This is a genomic window from Streptomyces sp. NBC_00287 (assembly GCF_036173105.1).
GTDB lineage: Bacteria > Actinomycetota > Actinomycetes > Streptomycetales > Streptomycetaceae > Streptomyces.
Genome location: NZ_CP108053.1, coordinates 9,622,948 through 9,642,853, shown reverse-complemented (window position 1 = coordinate 9,642,853; position 19,906 = coordinate 9,622,948). Strand labels below are relative to the sequence as shown.

Sequence of the window (19,906 nt, the reverse complement as noted above, 5' to 3'; positions counted from 1 at the left end):
CCTTGCTCCGCAAGGCAGTTGATTGACCGTCACCCGTGACGGTTGTTCAGATCGCTCCGCGATCTGAACGCAGGAATTCGCGGAGCGAATTCCTGAAAGGCGCAGCTAGGAGGCGGGGGGCGTGCTCGACCGGCGGGAACGGAAAGCAAATTGACGCTTTTTCAGGACGCCCCAATAATGCCCAGCTTTCGGGACGGTATTCCCCGTATTCTCTATCCTGCATTCCGAATTGACCTTCCATCAATTCCCTGTTTCCATCCCCCTATTATAAATCCTGTGTCGAGAATGCTCCCGTTGCGTCCTTTCCCACAACAGCCTCTGGCCGGAGATCAGACAGAGCGCAGAGTCCACCCCCACTCCCCCACGAGGCCCAGGCCCGAGCCCACACCAGCACACGGCCAGCGCGGCGGCGGAGCCGACGCGCAACAGGCCTCGGTCGCGCCCCTGTTCCCCGAAGCGCCACGCCACCCCGCCCCCGCCCCATCCCTCACTCATCCTCATCCGGCGCGGGGAAAGTGGCAGCAGAGGGGATGTCAGCTCCCCGACCATGGGCGAAGGCTGTCTGACCTGTGGCGTGCCGAGGCCGGCCGCCGGGCCGTGCAACATCTAGCGCAACCTCTGCCGCAACACCATGGCGCAACATCTAGCGCAACCCATAGCGCAACAGGGGGTTCCGTTCGAGGCGAACAGACACTAATATTTTAAGTACGGGAGGTGACCCCGGAAACCGCATGGGACCAACGAAGGGGAAGACGTGGAGATCCAGATCTCTGACGGAATCGTCCGTAGGGTGCGCGGCGGCATAGACGCCCCCATGAACGGCCTTGCCATTCAGGCCCGCACGGTCGCAAACTTCCTGCCCCTGCTGTGTCAGCGGGCAGGAGCGAGCATCGTGCACAACGCTGACGCGAAGTACACCGGAATTCGCTTTGACACCAAGGTCGGCCCGGTTGTGCTGGAAATTCCCAACGGTGACGGCCCTTACCGGCTCGTGCATGAATTGATCGAGCCGGACGAGAACGGGCGCACTGAAGTTGAGATGCGGCGATTCCCGCAGATCTACAAGCCCCAAGGAGTCGCGCACATCACGGCCGAGTTCCTACGGTCGCGTGGGTTCCTGAAGTAGTTCGCGCGGGGGTGTCCCTGTCGGGGCGCCCCTTCCACCCCGGCATCACCGAGAAGAGGAGGGAAGTCATGGAAGGCACGAGGGAGCAGGCCGGTTATGCGCTGCGGGAGTTGGTGCGCAGCGAGAGCGATCCGGACGCGCTGAGGGTGTCGCATGAGCAGCTGGAGATGGTCCGGCCGTTCTTCGAGTTGGGTTGGGCCATGGGTGTACGCACCGGGCATACGGGCCCGGCCGTGGCTGATGTGCCGGTTGACCAGGCGACCGTCACGAGTGCGTTTGTGGCTCTGCTGTCGGAGTGTGTGGCGAGTCGGCTCGTGATGGCGGCGGCGCGGAGTTTGGACCCGCAGCATGCCGGGCCGGTTCTGTGGCAGAAGGTCAGGTATCACGGCAGCCTGACGCGCCGTCACGGTATCTATTGGGTGCATGCGATCAAGCCCGCCGGTGCGGTCGGCGCGGCTGACAGGCTGCGTTACGACCTGTGCGAGATAGACAGCGGCGTACCCGTGCCGATGGTCAATAACGTGCGGCGGCGGAGCCTGACGCCGCTTCCCGAGTACTGCGCGTTGGTCTGAGTGTGCAGGTCAGGGGTGGGTTCACCTACCCCTGAAAGACACTAATATTGAAATGCCGGGGGGGGCGGCCCCGCCCCCCGACCCGCAGAGGCTCACAGCGAAGGGGAGCACCGCATGACTCAGCAGTTTGCCGAGCGCGCCGCGAACGTAGCCCCGACCGGCGCTCGGAACGCCGAACTCTCCGACTTGGTCCGCATCTTGGAGGATCAGAGCCGCCGCAAGCTGGACGTGATCGCCCCCGCGTCCGCGCTGCGGTTCCGTGAGGGAAACGTGTGCGTCGAGGGTGTCGAGTCCCTGATCACCGAGGACGGTGTGACGGACGTCGATGGGATCTACCGGCCCACCGCCGTGGCCGACGAGGGGATTTCGGAAAAGCTCCGTATCCCGCTCGCCTACCTGCGCCGCATGCGCGCCGAGAACGTCCCGTTGCTGGACGAGAACGTGAACGCGTGGCTGGGCCAGGAGCCGGAGCGCCGTTTCATGCTCCGCGCGTTCCGGGGCGGGAACGGTCCCGGCATGCCGCCCGCCGAGGGCGTGGCCCGCGCGCTGCTGTCCGACAGTTACAAGCTGATGGACAACTTCGACATGCTGCTTGCCGCCCTGGACGGGGTGACGCAGTCCGGCCACCCCACCCGCGTCATCGGATGCGACCTGACGGACCGGCGCATGTACGTGCGGATCGAGTCCGATGCGGTCGCGGTCCAGGCCCCCGCGCTTCTGCGCGGCTACCGTTCGCCGTTCGACGGACGCAGCGGGGACGAACTGCCTGTGATCTCGGCCGGTTTCGTCATCACCAACAGCGAGGTCGGTTCTGGGGCGTACACCATCACCCCGCGCGCGGTCTTCCAGGTCTGCCGCAATGGCCTGACGGTGTCCAAGGACGTGATGCGCGCGGTCCACCTGGGGGGCAAGCAGGATGAGGGCGTTGTGTCGTGGTCCGGCCAGACGCAGCGCAAGACGCTGGAGCTGATCACGTCCAAGACGGCCGACGCCGTGCGCACCTTCCTGTCACGGGAGTACGTCGAGGCCAGGGTGCGTGAGATGGAGGCCGCCGCCGGGAAGACGCTGGACGAGCCGACGAAGGCGATCGAGCACGTCACCAAGTCGCTCAGCATCGGCACCGAGGCCAAGGACAAGATCCTTGCTCACTTCGTCCGGGGTGGTCAGATGACGGCCGGGGGTGTGATGCAGGCCGTGACGTCGACCGCGCAGACGCTCACCGACGCCGACCAGGCCGCAGCCCTGGAAGCGCTCGCCCTGCCCGCCCTCACGGCCGCCGCCGCGCACGGCTGACAGACCCCCGTGCGGGCCGGGAACTTCCCCGAGCCCGGCCCGCACGGGCCCGACCGGCGCAGAGCGCGGAGCGCGCCCCGTCTCTCAGGGAGCGCGGAGCGCGCGCCCGCCCTGTGCCCTGCCGCGTAGCGGCGGCGCCTCGTGTCTGCGGAGCAGACCGCGCGCGCCGAGAAGACGTCCAGCCCCGCGCGCAATCTGGTGCGGGCCAGCAGCCAGAGAGGAACCCACCGCCCCATGGCTCAGCCGTTCTACGACCTGTCCGAGCAGTTCCCCCACCACGTCTTTGAGATCACCGAAGCCGCCGTCGAGGCCCTGGGAGATCAGTGGGGCTGTTATCCCGGCCACTGGGGGTGACCGGACACATCTGGGACGCCGATCGAATCCGGTTCACCGTGGGAGTGTGCGAGGCAGGCCACCTCTACGTACGCAACGACTCCCGGGGCGACAGCACCCATCTGCTGGACACCGAACCGGATGCGGACCTCGTCACCCTCGGCCAGGCCATCGCGGATGTCATCGGCGATCTGTACTGACCCTCTGTCCGCCCGGCGGCATCACCACCGCCGGAGCACTCCGAAGGAGTCATGCGCCATGCCCGAACGCCCGAAGCTCAAGCGCCCCGATGACACCGCCATCGAGGCCGCCCGGGGCCGCGCCATGAACGCGTTCATCGCCCTTCTCCTGGAACTCGGCGAGGGCAGCCACGAACTCAACATCGTCGTCGAACGCACCAACGACACGATCGTCGCCGCCGACTTGCCTGTGTCCGTCGGAGCGTCTCCCCTGCGCGGGAGGTACACCGAACGCGACGAGTATCTGCGGTTCTTCGCGCTGCTGACCTTCGCCCTGGAAGGCAGCACCATACGTCAAGCGGTGCTGGTCGCCACCACCGCCGAAGCACCCATTGCGCGCGCGTGCGGCTGGGACATACGGGCCGGATGGCTGCACCCCATGGACACACACGAACTCCAGGACGCCCTCGTCCCCTGCCCCGGCGTCACCGCGCCGCTGCGCCTGGTCTACCCCGCGCCCTCCCTCAACCCCGACGAGCCCGCCGAGGAGAACGCCCAAGGGTGACAGGCCCGCTGCCACCCCGGACGGCTGCTACACCCACACCACGCCGGGCCCGCCACCCTCCACACCATCAACGCCACGAACACCGGGCCCACGATCTCCCCCCTGCAGGGCCGCTACTACGCCACGGCCCGGGCCGGCGGGGAGTCTCTGTGACCGACCGTGGCAACTCCGCCGCCACAAGCCGCCGCAGCAGTAGCCCATAGACGCCGTCCGGCCCTCCCCCACCCCGCCCCGGCAAGGACGGACGGCCCACCGGCCAGAGCGGCACTGGCCGAATGCCTGCCGCCCCGGCGCCGCGCCCCTCCCCTTCGGCGAGCGCGGGGCGATAGGCCCCGTTCACCGCGCCGCCCCAAGGGCGCACCAGCCCCATGACCATCCCGAGCCTGACCATCGACATGCCCGCCGGCCCGCCCTCGCAAGGCCGCCGCCGTCGCGTTCGAGCTGGGCAGGGCAATGCGCGGCACAGTGCACATCACCGGCCCCCACCGCCCCCACCCAGGGGACCAGTTCACCGCCGTACGCGCCAGTCTCGGCCCCGTCACTGCCTGTCAGGCCACCACCCCGACGACACCCTGCCGCGGCCCGTCCACAGCCGCACCGGCTACCGAGGCAACCTGCCCCCTGAACACGACCCGCCGACCGCCCCCAACCGCCCGCCCCTGTAATCCTCATGCCAGCCGCACTCCCCCAGACACCGCAGGAGTAAGAGGTCCTAACAAAGGCGTTGGACGTGGCGGTGGGTGATGAGGCAGGTGGCGAGGCCGAGGAAGGCTTCGTGGATGTCGTCGCGTCGTTCCCAGCGGATCCGCAGGCGGCGGAAACCGTGCAGCCAGGCGATCGTGCGCTCGACCACATAGCGGAACATGCCCAGGCCGCTGCCGTGTTCCTGTCCTCGTTCGGCGATGACCGGACGGATGCCGCGGGCCCAGAGCAATCGGCGGTACTTGTCGTGGTCGTAGCCGCGGTCGGCGAGGAGCGCATCGGGTCTGCGTCGGGGCCGGCCGACGACGCCGGCCACGGCCGGGACCTTGTCCAGCAGGGGCAGCAACTGCGTGACGTCGTTGCGGTTTCCGCCGGTCAGGGACACCGCGAGCGGGATGCCCTGGGCGTCGGTGAGGACGTGGTGCTTGCTGCCCGGCCGTGCGCGGTCGACCGGGCTGGGGCCGCTTTGGGCCGCGCCGAGCGGCCCGCACGTGGGAGGAGTCGATCACCGCCCGCGACCAGTCCAGCTTCTTCGCTACCCGCAGCTTCTTCAGCAGTATCAGGTGCAGTTCGTCCCACACGCCGGCCTCGTTCCAGGCGGCCAGCCGCCGCCAGCACGTCATGCCCGAGCCGAAGCCCAACTCCTGTGGGAGGTACTCCCATTGGATGCCGGTGTGCAGCACGAACAGGATCCCGCACAAGGCCTGCCGGTCCGGTACCCGCGGCCGGCCCTCCACCAGCTTCGGCCCCGGCTCGGGCAGCAACGGCTCGATGAGCGACCACAGTTCATCCGACACGATCCAAGGCCGCGACTGTCGCTTTCCCACGACCAGACCAACGACCATCCAAGCCGAAGGTCACATGATCAACAGCTTCTGTTAGGACCTCTAAGTACGCAGGCTGCGGGCGAGGCCACCCCCTCATACTCCACCATTATGAGCAGTCGCTTACGGGCCGTCGCCCACCGACAGACCGCCGGGTGACGGCCCCCTTTGCCTCCTGCACCCCGCTTCCGTATCCAGGAGTTGCCAGGCTGCAAACGCTGCGCCGCACCCTGCGACCAACCCGCCTGCGCATGTCCGCGCGCCCCTTCACCACCGGAATCGCGGCACTGCCACCCACCGCCACAACAGCGCTCGGCACCGAGGCCAGCGCCGCGAAACCCATCGCCTGCAACCGGACCAACGGCAGCCACGCGGCCGCGGAACGCACCGCCCGTGCACTGCGCGAACTTGGCCACTACGCCCTCGCCTCCGTTTCGCCGCCGCCCGCTGGCAGACCACCACCCCCGCCCAGCCCGGCAGTTACCCGTCTCATTGCCCGCCCTTTGAGCAGCCCCGTCCTCTCGTCATAAGGAATGGCAGTCACGGCTGTCGGGTAGCGAAGAGCTGCTCGGACCGCTGAGGTCGGGGCAGGGGGAGGTGCCGTCGTGACGCAGGACGACCCGCCGCATGGATGGAGCCCGCAGGAGCGGCAGATGTGGGAGGCGTACCGGGGTGGCGAATGGTGCGACGGCGTGGCCGAGGTACGCGGCAGTGCGCTCCGCTACCTTCTGATCGCCGCACCGCCGCCCCACCCCGGTTGTCAGACCCGCCTGCATTTGCGTGGCGCACGCGTCACCGGCGAGTTGAACCTCGCCGAGATCACGGTCACCGGCTCGATCCGCCTGGCCCGGTGCCGCTTCGATGACGCTATCCGCCTCGACAACGCGCACCTTGGCGCCGCCTTCGAACTCAACGCCTGCACAATGCCGGGGCTGATCCTGGCCGGCGCGCACATCACCCTGGAGTGCGAGATCGTCGCCTGTACGGTCACGGGCACGGTGGACCTGCGCTCCCTCGCTGTCGGAAACCGGCTGTCCTTGAACGACACCGTCATACACCCCGCCCCTGGCGAGGCCGCGCTTGACGCACAGTCCATCGAGGTGGGTGAGGACTTCTGGGCATCAGGCCTGGACTGCGCGGGCACGGTCTTCCTGAACAGCGCGCGGATACAAGACGTCCTGGCTTTGCGAGGTGCCCGCATTCGGGGCGACTCGGGCCTGCAGGCGCCCGAGCTGACTGTGGGCGGCGGTCTGTTCCTCGACTCCGGCTTCTCGGGCACTGGGCAGGTCAACCTCTACGGGGCCTCTATCGGCGGATCCGTCAGGATGAACGACTGCCGGTTGGAGGGCCCCGGCGCAGGTCGAGGTGCGTACGCCTTGAACCTGTCCTGTGCGGAGATAGGCGGTGACATCTGGGCGGGGCGCGGTCTGGTCGTGCAGGGCCCCGCCATTGTCCGGGACACCTCGGTGCGCGGCAGCGTGGTCCTCAAAGGGGCCCGCTTCGACATCTCCTCCAGCGTGCCGACCGCGGATGCCGCTCTCGACGCTTCACGACTGCGCGTCGGCGGCGACATCGACTGCCGGGACGGATTCGTCGCACACGGCATGATCGACCTGCGTGACTGCCGGATCGGCGGCTCCATCCACTTCGAAGGCGCCGAACTGACCGCCCTCGACGATCGACACCCCGCCCTGCGCGGCAACGGAGTCGAGACAGGCGGTGTGTTCAACCTGTGTGACGGCTTTACCGCGCACGGCAGGATCTCCCTCTTCAGCGTCACGGTCCGGAGCCGTCTCTGTTTTGATGGCGCCGCCCTCGACACACCCGCCGACGCCTGGGCCGTGAGCTTTATCGGATCGTCCGCAACCATCCTCTCGCTTCGCCTGCGCGAGGCACCGGCGGGCGTGATCGCTCTCCACCACAGCAAAGTCGGGTTGCTGCGGGATACCCCTGCCTCCTGGCCTACTGGACTGGGCCTCGACGGCGCCGTCTACGACAGCCTGCACCCGGCGCTCCCGGCTCCGGCGCGCCTGCCCTGGCTGGGCCGTGACCCTGCCGGGTTCGTGCCCCAGCCGTACGAGCAGCTCGCCGCTACCTACCAGCGCCAAGGCCACGACGCCGATGCCCGCACCGTCCTGGTTGCCAAGCATCGCAGCATGCGGCGTATGTTGCCGCCCCCGGCCAGGTTGTGGAGCCTGCTCCAGGACGCGACGGTGGGCTACGGTTACCGCCCTCTGCGTGCCGTGTGGCTGCTGCTGTGTCTCCTGAGTACCGGAGCGGCTCTCTTCACCGCCTGGCCGCCCACGGCCGTGGGGGACGGCAAAGCACCACCCTTTCAGCCCGCGATCTACACGCTCGACCTGCTGTTGCCCCTCGTGGATCTGGGCCAGGAACGCTCTTACGCTCCGACCGGCCTCGCGCAGTGGGCCGCAGTTGCGCTGATCGGCACGGGCTGGCTTCTGGCCACGACGGTCGCGGCAGGAGCGAGCAGGATTCTGCGCCGGACATAGGGCCGGGGAGACCGCCCTCAGGTGTCGCTGGACGGGTGGAAGTAGAAACCCAACGGCCTCACTTCGGCCGGCAAAGATCAAAGGTGCCCCGCCCGCCTGGGCAGCAAGGACCCGTCCAGGCCGACACCGTGTGTACGGTCGTCGGCGCCTCCGAGGATGAGGTCCCGGTCGAAGCGTCCGGCCGATCTGGGTGCGTGATCTCCATGCTGGCCGCGTCCGCCCAGGCCCGGCGGGAGCGAAGGAAGCACGCCATAGTGTCTGCGCAGTTCAGAGATGGGTTCCCACCCACAGAAGAGACACTATTATTGAATCTGTGAGGCGGAGGGCCCATCTCGGCCCCGCAGGCGGCGGCCCCTCCGCCCGACCACCCCTGCGCCCCAGGGGGCGTGGCTGGACGGTCGAGATCCGGTCCGGCTATCGGCTGTGGACCACCGGCCTCATGACGTTCCCCGCTGACCGGCCAGGACGAGCCGACCACTCCCGCCGCTCGACCGGGCACGACCGGTTTCCCCCTGACTCCCCCACGAGAAAGGCGCGCACGTGACCCAGACACCCCAGCCCCCCGAGCGCCACCAGGGCGAGCCCCACACTGATCGATCGCGCGTGGGAGGACACACGGCGGGCACCAAGCGCCAGACCATGCGCTGCGCCCTCGGCCGCGAAATCGCCGGCACCATCGGCCTGCTCACCGACGAGCACGACTTCCGCGCCATGCGGCGCTACCGCAGCTTCGCCTTCGACAACTACGCGACCTACCTGAAGGCCGTCGAAGACTTCCTCACGAGCCGCGCCGCTCAAGGCACCCACACCACGGTCGCCCTCTTCGACCCTCAGGAGTACGCCGACTACTGCACCGACACCGGCCTCGACCCCGACCTCCCGTCCAGCCGCACCCGCTTCACCGCCGAACTCGCCACGACAGGCCCCACCCTCCCGTACGACGGCCAGCCCCTGGACGACCTCGTCCCGGACCTCATCGACGAGGCCGCCCGCCAGGCCGCCTGGGAGTATGCCTCCACACTCCTTGCCCGCCTCGGCGCCTGCACTTCCTGCGGCGAGGACGTAGGGCGCGCCGCCTTCGCCCAGGCCTCGTTACTGCTCGTCCGCATCCTCGACACCGCCCGGCCGGGCCGCCGACACCTCGTCTGCAGCGTCTCGGCGACACCCGAAACCCTGACCTCCGTCCTCCACGCGGACACGGACGCCGACGGCGCCACACACCTCGACGAGACCGAGGCCCTCGAATTCACCACGGTCCTGGCCCTCGGTCTGGCGACCCAGAGCCCCGGCGGACTCGTCATGAGGACCACCGCCCCGGGCGCCACGGACCAGATCTACGGCTGGCGACTGCACAACGGCGGCGTCGAACCCCTCACCGCAGGCGAGGTATTCGACGCCTACTGCACCGACATCGAGTCCGGCGGCCTCATCTCCCCGGAACCGGACGTCGACTACTGCGTACCGCCGGACCTCGGACCGGACGGCACAACGACGGGCCACCAGCACTGAAAGGCCCCCGGCACACCGTCCCGGCGCCCCGCCGTCACGAACGCCAATGGCCGTAAACCAGCAGGTCACGGGCGGGTTCACGCCATCACATAACACACTATTATCAGAAGTGGGCCGAGGGATCGCCACCTCCCCACCCCGCTCACCAGGTGAGGGCCCCTCTCCCCCTTCCAGTCCCAGGAGTTGCCATGTTTCGAACGCTGCGCCGCGCGCTACGACCGGCACCTCTGCGCATCCCCTCCCGTCGCCTCACCGCCGGAATCGCAGCGCTGCCGCCCACCGCACGCGAAGCGCTCGGCACCGACGCCACCGCCGGGGAAGCCACCGCCTACAACCGCAGCCGCGTGGCCACCGCGACCGCCGTCGCCCTCTACCGCAGCGGGCACGTGCTGCCGATGCCCGACGACGACCTGGACGACGCCGTGCGCACCCTGGACTTCCCCTGCTCGGTGCCGAGCCCGCAGACCCGCGCGGCCATCCGCGCCGCCCTGGCTGTCCTGGAGGCCGACTGCACCGTCACCATCACCCGCTGACCGCCCGTCAGCCCTGGCCGTGGGCCACCCCGGCCGGGGTGGCCCACGCTGAAAGAGGCCCGGTGTTCCTCGTCGTACCCGACCCCGCTCACGGACTCGTGGCCGCCCCTGAGTCCTCCCTGGACCGCACACCCGCAACCGAAGAATCCCTTGCCGCCCAGGGGTTCACCTGGAACTGCGAGATCGAGGCATACACCCGCCAGACCGACGACAGCCCCGCAGCCGTGGACGAGACCGCCGGCATGCTGCGAGACCTCGGCCACTACACCTTCTCCTCCTACACGCCGCTGTCCCCCAGGTGACCGCCCCTCCTGCGCACGCCGGGCCGCCGCAGCCTCCCGCCCCCTTGCGCAGACGGAGTTCCCTCATGCCCCGACGCCACCCCCAGCCGCATCGGCCCGGCCGGTACACCGCCGCCGAACACAAAGGAAGCCACCAAGCCGTGGACCAGCTCCACGGATACGCACTCAGCAGGACACCCCTGCGGCCACCGAAGCCGCAGCACGCAACCCGACCTCCAGCCCGACCGCCGCCAACGCGCCCGGCCGCGAGGCTCGACGCCGCCCAGACCGGTCCCGCCGCAACCCAGCGCCGGTAGGGATATGCCGGGAGCCTGCGCCAGGACGAAATGCTCTCCGGCGATCGTGCTCGCCGGCATCGCATGGGAGCACCTACGGTCATTCGTTGACCGCCCCGCCATGGACGGGTGCCAGGTTGCGGACAGATCCCCATCCTGCGACATCCCAGCAAGGAGACCACCACTCCTCCCGGTCCCTGTGTGCTTTCCGTTGTGCATCTGACAGGGCGTCCTCATCGCCTCGGTCATAGGCCCGCTGAGCCGCCTCAACATCCTGGATCGTGTATCGAATCGACCTGGCAATCTCGGGATCGCCCACGGTCCGAGCCGCCTTCTCCAGTTGTTCGACGTACCTCGTTACCGACACGTCATTGGGGAGCAGAAGTGATACGGGAGTTCCGCCTTGATAGAAGGCGTGCAGTGCTTGGTCGCAGCCTGCATGTTTCGCGTTGGTCTTCTGGTTCCTTTTCTGGACGTGGTCGTAGGTCCACCACGCTCCGCCGCCGAGGAGTCCCACCACGATCAGAGTGACGAGCCCATGCTTCACCGACGTGACAACAGCACCCCACGGGAAGGCCACGGTGCGCTTGCTTGGAGCGTGGAAGTGGTTGTTCTGGACGCTATGGTTCCCGTCCTGCACGGCAGCCGGACCGTGGAATTCACTGCGCTTGGGACCACTGCGGCCATGGTCATCGCGCTGCGGTGCGGTCATCCGCTGTGGCCGAAGTGATTGTCCTGATGATTGTTGTCGCCCGTCTGAATGGCAGTCTGGCCGTGAAAGGTACTGCCCGCGAAGGGGGCTGAGGCGTCACTCGGAGCGGTAGGCCCACTGTCGATCAGCGCACGAAGTTCCGCGACCGCGGCGTGTAGCTCAGCGCCTTCCAGCCGAGTCAGCAGAACCACGAACCCAGCCTGCCAGGCAGCGGCCTGGCTGCCCGCCGCTCCCCCGTCGGGGCTGTCCGTCAGTGCTGCCGCGGTCCGGTCCAGACGCCGCCTCTCCGATTCCTCACTCTCCTGGCTCCCCCGAGCCATCAGGCGCGCGGCGCGATCCCGGATCGCATTCCACCCATCCGTGCCGGCCGCCTGCACCATTGATGCGCCCCCAGCCGAGGCCAACGCCAACAGCGACTCCGAGATCATCCACCTACTCCTTCCGGCGACGGCCCTTCACAATGGGCCCGCCTTTCCCTAACTATCAATCAAATCAGGTGAGTTGATCTGGCGCGACGTGGCGCGAACTAGACCACACCAGCCCTGGCACCGGAGCCCGGTTCCGGACACGGAGCGACGCCGGAACAGGCTCTTTGCGCACCGGGAGCATCGCGCTCGCCGCTTTCGTGCGCGCCGCGCTCGCGGTCGAGCCGGGGGACTTCACTTCCACAGACCGGCTCTTGCAGGAGACCGAAGCGCTGACCGGGCCCGTCCGCCGGAATGGTGAGGGGGACCAGGCCAGCGGCGGCTAGGTGCCACGCGTCGGCTCGTACGGGTGGCGCTGTCCGAATGCTGCCGTTGGCAACGGTGGCGGGAGCTAGGCTGACGAGCCTTCTGTGACGCCGTTTCGCTCCCGGGAGTTGTCTGTGCCTGAGTCGTCCTCGTCGCCCTCGCCGGGTGAGGTCTCCGCCGAGCAGATCACCGCTGTGCTGGCTGACCGGTACGGGCTGGCCGACGCGCGAGTGGAGATCCTCCCGTTGGGCACCGAGACGGACAACGCGGTCGCCGACACTGCGCGGGGGCGGGTGTTCGTCAAGGCGTACCCGGCCCGCGCCGACCTGGACGTCATGGCGGGGCGGATCGCCCTGATGGAGCTGGGCCGGGCGGCGGGCAGCCCGTTCCCGGCCGTGCACCCGGACCGCGAGGGCGCGCTGATCACCCGGCACGGCGGGGTGGCGCTGTCGGTGTGGGACTGGGTGGACGCGGCCTCGCTGGACACGCCGTACGCCGCGCAGCACGCCCGCCAGATCGGCACCGGGCTCGGGCGCCTGCACACGGCCCTGGCCACCTGCCCCGCCAGCGCCTACAGGCCGAACAAGAACCGGTGGTGGGAAGCGTCCGCCGAGGCGCTGACCGAGCGGGGCGAACGGCTGCTGGAGCTGATCGACGTAGTGCCGGAGCCGGACGAGGACGATCTACGGCGCCGCGAGCAGGTCGCCGAGCGCATCGCCCAGCTGCGGGGCCTGCCCGGGGTGCAGGCCAGACTCCCGGCGGCCCCACGCGAGCAGGTGGTGCACTTCGACGCGACCGGCGCGAACCTGCTGTGGGACGCCAAGGAGGACCTGAAGGCCATCATCGACCTCCAGGCCCGGGTCGCGTTCCCCACGTGGGAGCTGGGCCGGGTGCTGTACGAGCCGTTCACCGTGGCGGAGTCGCCCAACTGGCGGGCGGTCGCGGTCGACGGCGTGCTGGCGTACACGCAGGAGGTGCCCGCCGAAGCCCGCGCCGAGCTGGTGTACTGCGCGCGGATGGCGCTGCTGCACAACCTGACCTCGTGGTTCGGGGTGGACTCCCTGTACGGGGACAGTCAGCTGCCCGGCCGGTCGATCTACGCCCGGTTCTGGGACCTGCGGGCCCAGGCCGCCGGCCGGATGCTCGCCGAACTCGACGACATCGAGGACGAATTGCGGACCGTCCTGGCCTGACCCGGGGTCACTGGGCAGCGTTTCGTTCGCGTTCCCGCTGCAGCAGGTAGTACGAGCGGGCCGCGCCCACCGCGCCCGACCAGTCGCGAAAGCCCCGGTCCCGGGCGGCGGCATCGCACTCCCGGGCGCCTGCCTCGCCGGTGAGGTTCCAGCGGGCGGCGACGTGCCGGGCGAGCCGGTCCGGGGCGAGACGGTCGACGCCGTACCGCGGGTGTTCGACGGCGACGGCGGCGTTCAGCTCCAGCGCCGCCGCGACCGTGGAGGCCGTGGCCTCGGGGTCGGCCAGCAACCCGGCGGCGTCCTCGCGGGTGGCGGGCCACACGTCCCATGCGCTGTCGAAGGTGGCGGAGCGCACCATGACCCGCCGCAGCATCTCGGCGGGGTCCAAAGCCGTCAGCTCCGCCTCGGTCAGCCAGAACGCGACCTGGTCGGCGGTCAGGGCGTCGGCGTGCGCGCCGTGGTCGACGGCGGCCTCCGCCTCCGCCGGGTCGGAACAGCGGGCGATGGCGGCCAGCACTCGGTTGCGCCACCGCTGGGGGAAGCCCGGGTCGTAGAGCTGCTCGTACTGCATCAGCGCCCCGAGGGGGAGCTGTGGGGCCGGAGCCTGCCCGGCGGGCGCGTACAGGACCTGCCACAGGGTGGTGAAGCTGGTCCGCCATGGCTGCCCGCTCAAGGCGTCGGTGAAGGGCTGGTAGCTGGTGAAGTCGGGGCTGTCGGCCCAGCGCAGCGCGTGTTCGGCGTCTTGGCGCTTGAGGTCGTAGGGGTGCGCCTGGCGCCACAGGTCGACGCTCTGCACCGCGGCACCGAGGCCTTGGGCGGCCGCCGCGCGGTGCAGCGCGGTCCAGGTGCGCCGCGTGTAGGGCAGGCGACGGGCCATCTCCTCCAGCGCGGCCGCCTCGTCGGCGGTGACTTGCCGGGCGGCGGCCGCGCCGCGGATGGTGCAGCGCAGGTTCACCAGTGCCTCGGTCAGCTGCTGCCCGTCGGAGGTGTGCAGGACGGCGACCTCGTCGTCCGCCTCCAATTGCCCGGTGCGGAAGGCCTCGAAGACTCTTCCGACGCCGAGCATCCCGAACGCGGCGAGTTCGGCGGCGCGCAGGGCGCCCATGCTGGCGGCGCCCACCACGGCGACACCGGCGTCGAGGAGCAGCAGGATCTCCTTGTGCCGTACCGGAGCTCTCTGGTGCCATACGCCGTCGATGATGACCACCGCGTCCCCCGCGGTGGCGCCGAGCCTGAGTAAGTCGCCGTGGCCGACCGGGGGATGGCACACCGCGTCGGGGGCGAGCCTGCGGACGCGGTCGGCGGTCAGCGTCGGCCCGGAAAAGACGTGAAGAGTCATGCTGCCGCCTCGGTGGATGCGGGCCGGGGGATGGTGTGGCGCGAGACGTACCGAAGGTGCGGAGCGAGCACTTTGACCACCGACAGGCCACGCCGGTGGAACTGGCCCCAGGACAGATCGACGGCCAGCGGCGGGACGCCGGTGCGGGCGGCGACCACGGCCGCCAGATACGCCGCCTCCTCCTCGTCGGTGGCGTGGCCGGTGCCGTACGCGCCCGCGACCTGCGGCCAGGGCGCGGTGGGCCTGCCGTCGTGGGCGGGGGCCGAGTGTGTGCCAGGCTGGAAGGCGAGGGGATGGATGTCCTCCCGGCTGCCGGTGATCTGGGTCAGCCGGGTCTGGGCGGCCTCAGTGACGGCCCGCGACAGTGCGATGCGCGGGTCCAAGTGGGAGCCGGAGCCGGACACCACCAAGGTGGGCTGATCCTCGCGCCACAGGTAGCAGACCATCACCGGCACCCCGAACCGGTTCGGCAGGCTCCACAGCTCGAACCAGATCCGGGCGCGGGTGAGCCGGTCGAGCAGGGCGGCGCACCCGGCGTCCTCGACGCTGGCGGGGTCGATGCGCTGCGCGGCCACGGGCCGGTGCCCGTCGGCGAGGTCGCTGATCACATCGCGCTCAATCACCTCGTACAGGGCATGGCACAGGCCTTCGGCCCGGGTATTGCCCGAGGCGAGGCCGTTGGTGGAAGAGCTGGGCAGGTGCAGCCGCCACGCGTCGTGCATCTGGCGGCCGAGCCGCACGCAAGCAGCGGGGACGGGCACCAGGGCACCGTCGGTGAGGGACTGGGAGGTGACCCACTCCAGCACCGTGCGGGACGTGACCAGGCTGCCGGGGTGCGCCTCCAGCACAGTGACCGGGTACGGCAGGCCCAGATGGTCGGCCGGGGCCCGGAACTCCGGCTTGGGCACGGCCCGTTCGCCGTGCCACGCCTCGATCGCCTCCATCGCGCCGGAAACACGCGCGGCCACCAGGGTGGTGCCCTTGCCCTGGGCGACCGACAGCGTGCGGGCCAGCGGGCGCACGGCCATGGTGACGGGGATACCCAGGTCGTCCAGGCCGGTGACATCCGCGACGCGGGTGATCCCGTACGAGGGGAGCAGGGGACGGATCGTCTCCCAGGTCTCCTCGGGCGGGCGGGTGCGGTGCGTACCGTCGAAGTACACCTTGCGCACGACGGTGCTCCTTTCAAGGGGGTGGGAAAACGGCGCCGGCCGCCGCGCGTCCGCCGGGGCGGGCGGGGTGCGGCGACCGGCTTCGGGTCACAGCGGCCGGTGGATCAGGCGGTGGTGGGCTGCTCGTAGACGTGGTGCTGCGGGAAGGCGGAGTCCGGCACGGACGGGTCGCCGCCCGCGTTCTGGGGGAGCTGGCCTTCCTCGTGCAGCGCGGTCACAAAGTCCGCCGGGTCGACGGTCGCCGGGGTGGTCGCCTGGACAGTGGTCATCGGGCCCTCCTTGGGGTCGATGGATCTAGGACGGCTTCACCGAGAGGTCGGAGAAGCAGATGGTGATCAGCACCTCGCGCGACTGGGTGTCGAGCGGGGTACGCCAGTGGGGGATCCGACGGCCGTCGAATCCGGACAGCACGCGGTGCAGGATCGGGAACTGTTCGCCCTGCGGGTAGGGCGTGTCCTGGAGCGTGTCGGCGACCTGCTGCGTGGACAGGTAGCGCAGGCCAGGGAGCCAGCCCATCGGGGCGAGGTTCGGTGTCAGCCCGCACGAGAACGTGATGTCGCACTTGCCGTCATCGCGGTGAACGTGCATGTAGTCGCCCGGCGCGTAGAACTTGTAGCCGTACCGGATCGGCGTCATCCGCGCCTGTCCGGTGGCCTCCCCGGCGATGTCGGCGAGGACCTTGGAGCGGGCCAGCGCGTTCAGGGCACTCCCGCCGGGGTGCACCCGGCAGCGCTGGGGCGAGGTGATCGAGCCGTCCCGCATCACCAGCAGGCCCGGCCGCCCGTTGTGCCGCTCGACGGCGACCCTCTCGCAGCGCGCGGCCTCCTCAGCGATCTCCTCCCACAGGCCCGGCTCGATCGCGTCCGCCGGGGCGGCGGCCCAGCCCTCGGCCAGCCACGTCTGTCGCAGCGTCGTCATGGCCCGCCTCACAGGTCCATGTAGGAGAAGGTGGCCAGCAGGCCGGGCTCCTCGCCGGGGTAGGGGGTGCGCCAGTGCGGGATGCTGTACCCGGCGAACGCGCGCACGCTGCCGTCGGGGCCCGGGTGCTCAAGCCGTTCGAACTCGGCGCACTCGGGGAGAATCCCCTTGTCGGCGACGACCTTGGCCAGGTCCTCCGGCATTGCGTCGCGCAGTGCTGGCGCCCACCACATCGGTGGCAGGTCCTCGGTCAGGGCGACGGCCACGGTGACGGTCGCCTTGACCGTGTCGGTGTGCAGGCCCTGGAAGTCGCCCTGGCGGTAGACGACCACCGAGCCGCCCCGCGGCACCAGCCGGGGCATCCCCGTCGCCTTCCGCAGCTCCGTCAGCAGCTGCTTGTCGAAGGCGAGTTGCTCCAGCAGCGGCCCGGCCGGCAGGAAGCCGCAGTGCACCGGGGAGGCGAACGAGCCGTCCCGGCGGGAGCTGACCTCATCCCGTTCGTACGGGGCGGCCGTGCCGATCAGCTCGTGCGCTTGGGTGCCCACCGCCTGCACCCGCTCGGCTTCCAGGACGCCCGTCAGCAGGACACTGCCGTGCCGCTGCCAATCAGCGTGGGCGGGGTGGCGGTCGACTTGCGGGATGGTCTCCATTGACCCCCTCCTTCCTCGTGCCGGTACCTTCGCGGCGTTCCTGCAGGTCCGGAAGGCGGTGGGGCGTGCCCAGGTGTGCCCAGGGCGTTACCAGGCGTTCCCATGCCGCAGGTCGGTTCGGGTCTGTTCGTGTCGGCCCGCCGTCCCAGGGGGCACCATGAAGGGGTGGAGATTGACGGGCACCCGCTGACCTACCTGCTCCACCTCAACGGCTGGTCAGCCACCGACTACTTGACGCGATTAGACGTCGTGCACCGCAGGCTCGGGTACGGCCGGATCGCGACGAAGGACCGCAAGCGGGTCACACGCTGGACCCGGTACGGCATCACCCCGGAGATGCCCGCCCAGCTGGCCATGGCGGCCCTGCACAGCATCCCGGCCGAGGAGATCACGGCCCGGCCCTGGCCGGAGTGGCTGAAGCTGGCATGTATCCGAGAGCGGCAACTACTTGACGCCGCGTGGAACCCACAGACCACGATCGAGCTACTGGACCGCGTCGCCGCCACAGGAGGGCCTATGGAACGCAGGGGATTCCTCGTCGTTACGGGCATAGCCCCGCTGCTCGCCGGGGCCGCCAACGCCGAGCCAGCCGCCGCCAGTTCCCGCGGCCGCCGCATCGGCCAGCAGACGCCTGCCCTGTTCGACAAGGCCCTCGCCATCCTGCGGCGTCAGGACGACCAACTCGGCTCCGGCCAGGTCCACGCCTCCGCCCGGGCTCAGCTCCGACTGATCACGACGACCCTCAAGACCAGGGCGACCACCGAGGAGACCGCCCGTCAGCTGTACGGCACGGCGGCCGAAGCGGCCCGGATCTGCGCGTGGACCGCGTACGACTCCGGCTATCACGCCCTGGCGGAGGAGTATTACCTGGGCGCACTGCGGGCGGCCACCTCGTCCAACGACCCGGTGGTCACCGCCAACACGCTCGCCTTCTGGGCGATCATGCGCTACTCGACCGGCGACCCGCACGGCGCGGCCGACCTCGTCGACGGCGCCCTCGCCCAGGCCCTCCGGATCGGCTCGCCGAGGATGGCGGCGATGCTGCACGCCCGGCTGGCCCGCGCCCACGCGCACGCGGGCGACTCCCGGGCCTCCGCCCGCTCCCAGAACGCGGCCCTGGATGCCTACGACCGGGCCCGCGACCGTTCCCCGCAGGAGGATCCGGACTGCGTGTACTGGGTCAACCTCGGCGAGCTGAGGATGCTGGCCGGGTCCTGCGCGCTCAACCTCGGCCGTCCGGCTGAGGCGCTGGCACAGTTCACCGCCGCCGAGGACGGGCGGCGCAGCGCCGACATCTACCGCGAGGACGACTTCCCCCGCGGCGCCGCCATCTACCTGGCGCGCGAAGCGGAGGCCCGGATCGCGCTCGACGACCTCGACGGCGCCGTGGACACCGCGCACCGGGCCATCGAGCACATGGGCGGCGTCACCTCCGCACGCGGCACCTCCACCCTGGACAACCTGCGCTCGAAGCTCGCCGTACGCAAGGACGTGCCGCTGGTACGCGACTTCCTGGAGAGCACAGCCTGACCCGTCCGCCGGACCGAGGGCGGCGCTGACGGGGCAACAGCGCCGCACGATGGCCAGCGCAGCGACCGACCGCGTTAAAAGGGGGCTCCACACGGAGCCGTGCAGGTCGACCGAGGGCGGGCCGGGTCGAAACACCACGTGATCACCGACGGCCACGGCACCCCGCTCGCCGTCCTGCTGACCGGCGGCAACCACAACGACGTCACTCAGCTCCTGCCGCTGCTCGACGCCGTCCCGCCGGTGCGCGGCAGGGTCGGACATCCCCGCCGCAGGCCCGACTCCCTGTTCGCCGACCGCGGCTACGACCACGACGTCTACCGCGACCAGGTCCGCGCCCGCGGCATCGTTCCCGCCATCGCCCGACGCGGAACCCTGCACGGGACCGGCCTGGGCACCTTCCGGTGGGTGGTCGAGCGAACCGTCGCCTGGCTACATGGCTTCCGCCGGCTCCGCATCCGCTGGGAAAGACGAGCCGACATCCACGAAGCCTTCCTCAAGCTCGCCTGCTGCCTGATCACCCACCGACAACTCAGGCCATTTTGTGAGCCGCCGATAGCCGGTTAAGAACTTCGTTGGGGGTGAGGCTCCAGCCGACCAGGCGCGGCCCGCTCCAGTTGATGCCGATCACAAGTCCATCCCGGGCGGCATCGGGCAGTACGCGATCGCACCAGGTGTCCAAGGGCACGGACTCAACGCGGAGCCCATGCCCCCAGATCTTTGCTGCCCTCTGGGCGCGCGGCGAGGTCGACCAGAAGGGAAAACTCCGCGTGCCGTCCGCAGAGAGGTGAGTCGGGCTTCCATCGTCATCCCGGACAAGCCAGACCACGCTGCTTTGGCGGACGTCTCGGAAGAATGCCGCCGCTTGCGAACCGCTCTGACTCATGGCCACCGAGCCTACCGTTCTCCAACACTCATTTCGTTAGGAGTTCTAAGGGCTT

The 19,906-nt window shown here is 69.8% G+C and carries 22 protein-coding genes and 1 pseudogene; 14 read left to right on the top strand and 9 right to left on the bottom strand.

Annotation, left to right across the window (positions count from 1 at the left end):
• Positions 1-754: 754 nt before the first annotated feature.
• The 6 genes from OHT76_RS44045 to OHT76_RS44020 all read left to right on the top strand — a co-directional run bounded on the left by OHT76_RS44045 (position 755) and on the right by OHT76_RS44020 (position 4,068).
• Positions 755-1,126: a hypothetical protein gene (locus OHT76_RS44045; protein ID WP_328868624.1), complete on the top strand. Its 372-nt coding sequence runs from the start codon at positions 755-757 to the stop codon at positions 1,124-1,126.
• A gap of 68 nt (positions 1,127-1,194) precedes the next feature.
• The gene (locus OHT76_RS44040; RefSeq protein WP_328868625.1) at positions 1,195-1,698 is read left to right on the top strand and encodes a hypothetical protein; all 504 of its coding nucleotides are present in this window, start codon (positions 1,195-1,197) and stop codon (positions 1,696-1,698) included.
• Positions 1,699-1,812: 114 nt separating this feature from the next.
• Positions 1,813-2,991 (top strand): DUF932 domain-containing protein, encoded by a 1,179-nt coding sequence (locus OHT76_RS44035; RefSeq protein WP_328868626.1) that lies wholly within the window; start codon positions 1,813-1,815, stop codon positions 2,989-2,991.
• 141 nt (positions 2,992-3,132) lie between these two features.
• Entirely contained in the window at positions 3,133-3,345 is a 213-nt protein-coding gene (locus tag OHT76_RS44030; protein WP_328868627.1) for a hypothetical protein, read from the top strand.
• Positions 3,342-3,524, top strand: a complete 183-nt coding sequence (locus OHT76_RS44025; protein ID WP_328868628.1) for a hypothetical protein — start codon at positions 3,342-3,344, stop codon at positions 3,522-3,524. The genes OHT76_RS44030 and OHT76_RS44025 overlap by 4 nt, the downstream gene beginning before the upstream one ends.
• A gap of 58 nt (positions 3,525-3,582) precedes the next feature.
• Entirely contained in the window at positions 3,583-4,068 is a 486-nt protein-coding gene (locus OHT76_RS44020; protein ID WP_328868629.1) for a hypothetical protein, read from the top strand.
• Between the two features lie 712 nt (positions 4,069-4,780).
• Here OHT76_RS44020 and OHT76_RS44015 read toward each other — a convergent pair.
• A protein-coding gene (locus OHT76_RS44015; protein ID WP_443049679.1) for an IS5 family transposase occupies positions 4,781-5,615 on the bottom strand; the annotation gives its coding sequence in 2 pieces (ribosomal slippage) (positions 4,781-5,234 and positions 5,233-5,615; 837 coding nt in all).
• 584 nt (positions 5,616-6,199) lie between these two features.
• Between OHT76_RS44015 and OHT76_RS44010 the strand changes: the two genes are divergently transcribed.
• The 4 genes from OHT76_RS44010 to OHT76_RS43995 all read left to right on the top strand — a co-directional run bounded on the left by OHT76_RS44010 (position 6,200) and on the right by OHT76_RS43995 (position 10,448).
• Positions 6,200-8,104 (top strand): hypothetical protein, encoded by a 1,905-nt coding sequence (locus OHT76_RS44010; RefSeq protein WP_328868631.1) that lies wholly within the window; start codon positions 6,200-6,202, stop codon positions 8,102-8,104.
• A gap of 639 nt (positions 8,105-8,743) precedes the next feature.
• Positions 8,744-9,613: a hypothetical protein gene (locus OHT76_RS44005; RefSeq protein ID WP_328876416.1), complete on the top strand. Its 870-nt coding sequence runs from the start codon at positions 8,744-8,746 to the stop codon at positions 9,611-9,613.
• Between the two features lie 188 nt (positions 9,614-9,801).
• The gene (locus tag OHT76_RS44000; RefSeq protein ID WP_328868632.1) at positions 9,802-10,146 is read left to right on the top strand and encodes a hypothetical protein; all 345 of its coding nucleotides are present in this window, start codon (positions 9,802-9,804) and stop codon (positions 10,144-10,146) included.
• Positions 10,147-10,208: 62 nt separating this feature from the next.
• On the top strand, positions 10,209-10,448 hold the full coding sequence (locus tag OHT76_RS43995) for a hypothetical protein (RefSeq protein WP_328868633.1): 240 nt from the start codon (positions 10,209-10,211) through the stop codon (positions 10,446-10,448).
• Positions 10,449-10,823: 375 nt separating this feature from the next.
• Here the strand turns inward: OHT76_RS43995 and OHT76_RS43990 are convergent, their stop codons facing one another.
• Both OHT76_RS43990 and OHT76_RS43985 read right to left on the bottom strand, forming a co-directional pair.
• Complete coding sequence (locus OHT76_RS43990) at positions 10,824-11,435, bottom strand: hypothetical protein (RefSeq protein WP_328868634.1); 612 nt, start codon at positions 11,433-11,435, stop codon at positions 10,824-10,826.
• Complete coding sequence (locus OHT76_RS43985) at positions 11,432-11,863, bottom strand: hypothetical protein (RefSeq protein ID WP_328868635.1); 432 nt, start codon at positions 11,861-11,863, stop codon at positions 11,432-11,434. Before OHT76_RS43985 ends, OHT76_RS43990 begins: the two co-directional genes overlap by 4 nt.
• A 197-nt stretch (positions 11,864-12,060) precedes the next feature.
• Here OHT76_RS43985 and OHT76_RS43980 point away from each other — a divergent pair, with 197 nt between their 5' ends.
• Together OHT76_RS43980 and OHT76_RS43975 are read left to right on the top strand one after the other, a co-directional pair.
• A complete protein-coding gene (locus OHT76_RS43980; protein WP_328876417.1) occupies positions 12,061-12,186 on the top strand; it encodes a DUF6420 family protein in 126 nt (41 codons plus the stop codon).
• 114 nt (positions 12,187-12,300) lie between these two features.
• Entirely contained in the window at positions 12,301-13,359 is a 1,059-nt protein-coding gene (locus OHT76_RS43975) for a phosphotransferase (protein WP_328868636.1), read from the top strand.
• A 7-nt stretch (positions 13,360-13,366) separates the two neighbouring features.
• Here the strand turns inward: OHT76_RS43975 and OHT76_RS43970 are convergent, their stop codons facing one another.
• The 5 genes from OHT76_RS43970 to OHT76_RS43950 all read right to left on the bottom strand — a co-directional run bounded on the left by OHT76_RS43970 (position 13,367) and on the right by OHT76_RS43950 (position 17,438).
• On the bottom strand, positions 13,367-14,698 hold the full coding sequence (locus OHT76_RS43970) for a TfuA-like protein (protein ID WP_328868637.1): 1,332 nt from the start codon (positions 14,696-14,698) through the stop codon (positions 13,367-13,369).
• Positions 14,695-15,870 carry a YcaO-like family protein gene (locus tag OHT76_RS43965; protein WP_328868638.1) on the bottom strand — a complete coding sequence of 392 codons (1,176 nt, stop codon included), beginning with the start codon at positions 15,868-15,870 and terminating at the stop codon, positions 14,695-14,697. Before OHT76_RS43965 ends, OHT76_RS43970 begins: the two co-directional genes overlap by 4 nt.
• Positions 15,871-15,974: 104 nt before the next feature.
• On the bottom strand, positions 15,975-16,139 hold the full coding sequence (locus tag OHT76_RS43960) for a hypothetical protein (protein ID WP_328868639.1): 165 nt from the start codon (positions 16,137-16,139) through the stop codon (positions 15,975-15,977).
• Between the two features lie 25 nt (positions 16,140-16,164).
• Complete coding sequence (locus tag OHT76_RS43955) at positions 16,165-16,788, bottom strand: hypothetical protein (protein ID WP_328868640.1); 624 nt, start codon at positions 16,786-16,788, stop codon at positions 16,165-16,167.
• An 8-nt stretch (positions 16,789-16,796) separates the two neighbouring features.
• The gene (locus OHT76_RS43950; RefSeq protein WP_328868641.1) at positions 16,797-17,438 is read right to left on the bottom strand and encodes a hypothetical protein; all 642 of its coding nucleotides are present in this window, start codon (positions 17,436-17,438) and stop codon (positions 16,797-16,799) included.
• Between the two features lie 165 nt (positions 17,439-17,603).
• On the opposite strand from OHT76_RS43950, the gene OHT76_RS43945 reads away from it, so the two are divergent.
• Positions 17,604-18,968 carry a transcriptional regulator gene (locus OHT76_RS43945; RefSeq protein ID WP_328868642.1) on the top strand — a complete coding sequence of 455 codons (1,365 nt, stop codon included), beginning with the start codon at positions 17,604-17,606 and terminating at the stop codon, positions 18,966-18,968.
• A gap of 93 nt (positions 18,969-19,061) precedes the next feature.
• Positions 19,062-19,532, top strand: a pseudogene (locus tag OHT76_RS43940) (IS5 family transposase); the annotation flags it as partial.
• On the opposite strand, the gene OHT76_RS43935 reads toward OHT76_RS43940, so the two are convergent.
• Complete coding sequence (locus OHT76_RS43935; protein ID WP_328868643.1) at positions 19,498-19,851, bottom strand: DUF2750 domain-containing protein; 354 nt, start codon at positions 19,849-19,851, stop codon at positions 19,498-19,500. The pseudogene OHT76_RS43940 and the gene OHT76_RS43935 sit on opposite strands and share 35 nt — an antisense overlap.
• Positions 19,852-19,906 lie beyond the last annotated feature (55 nt).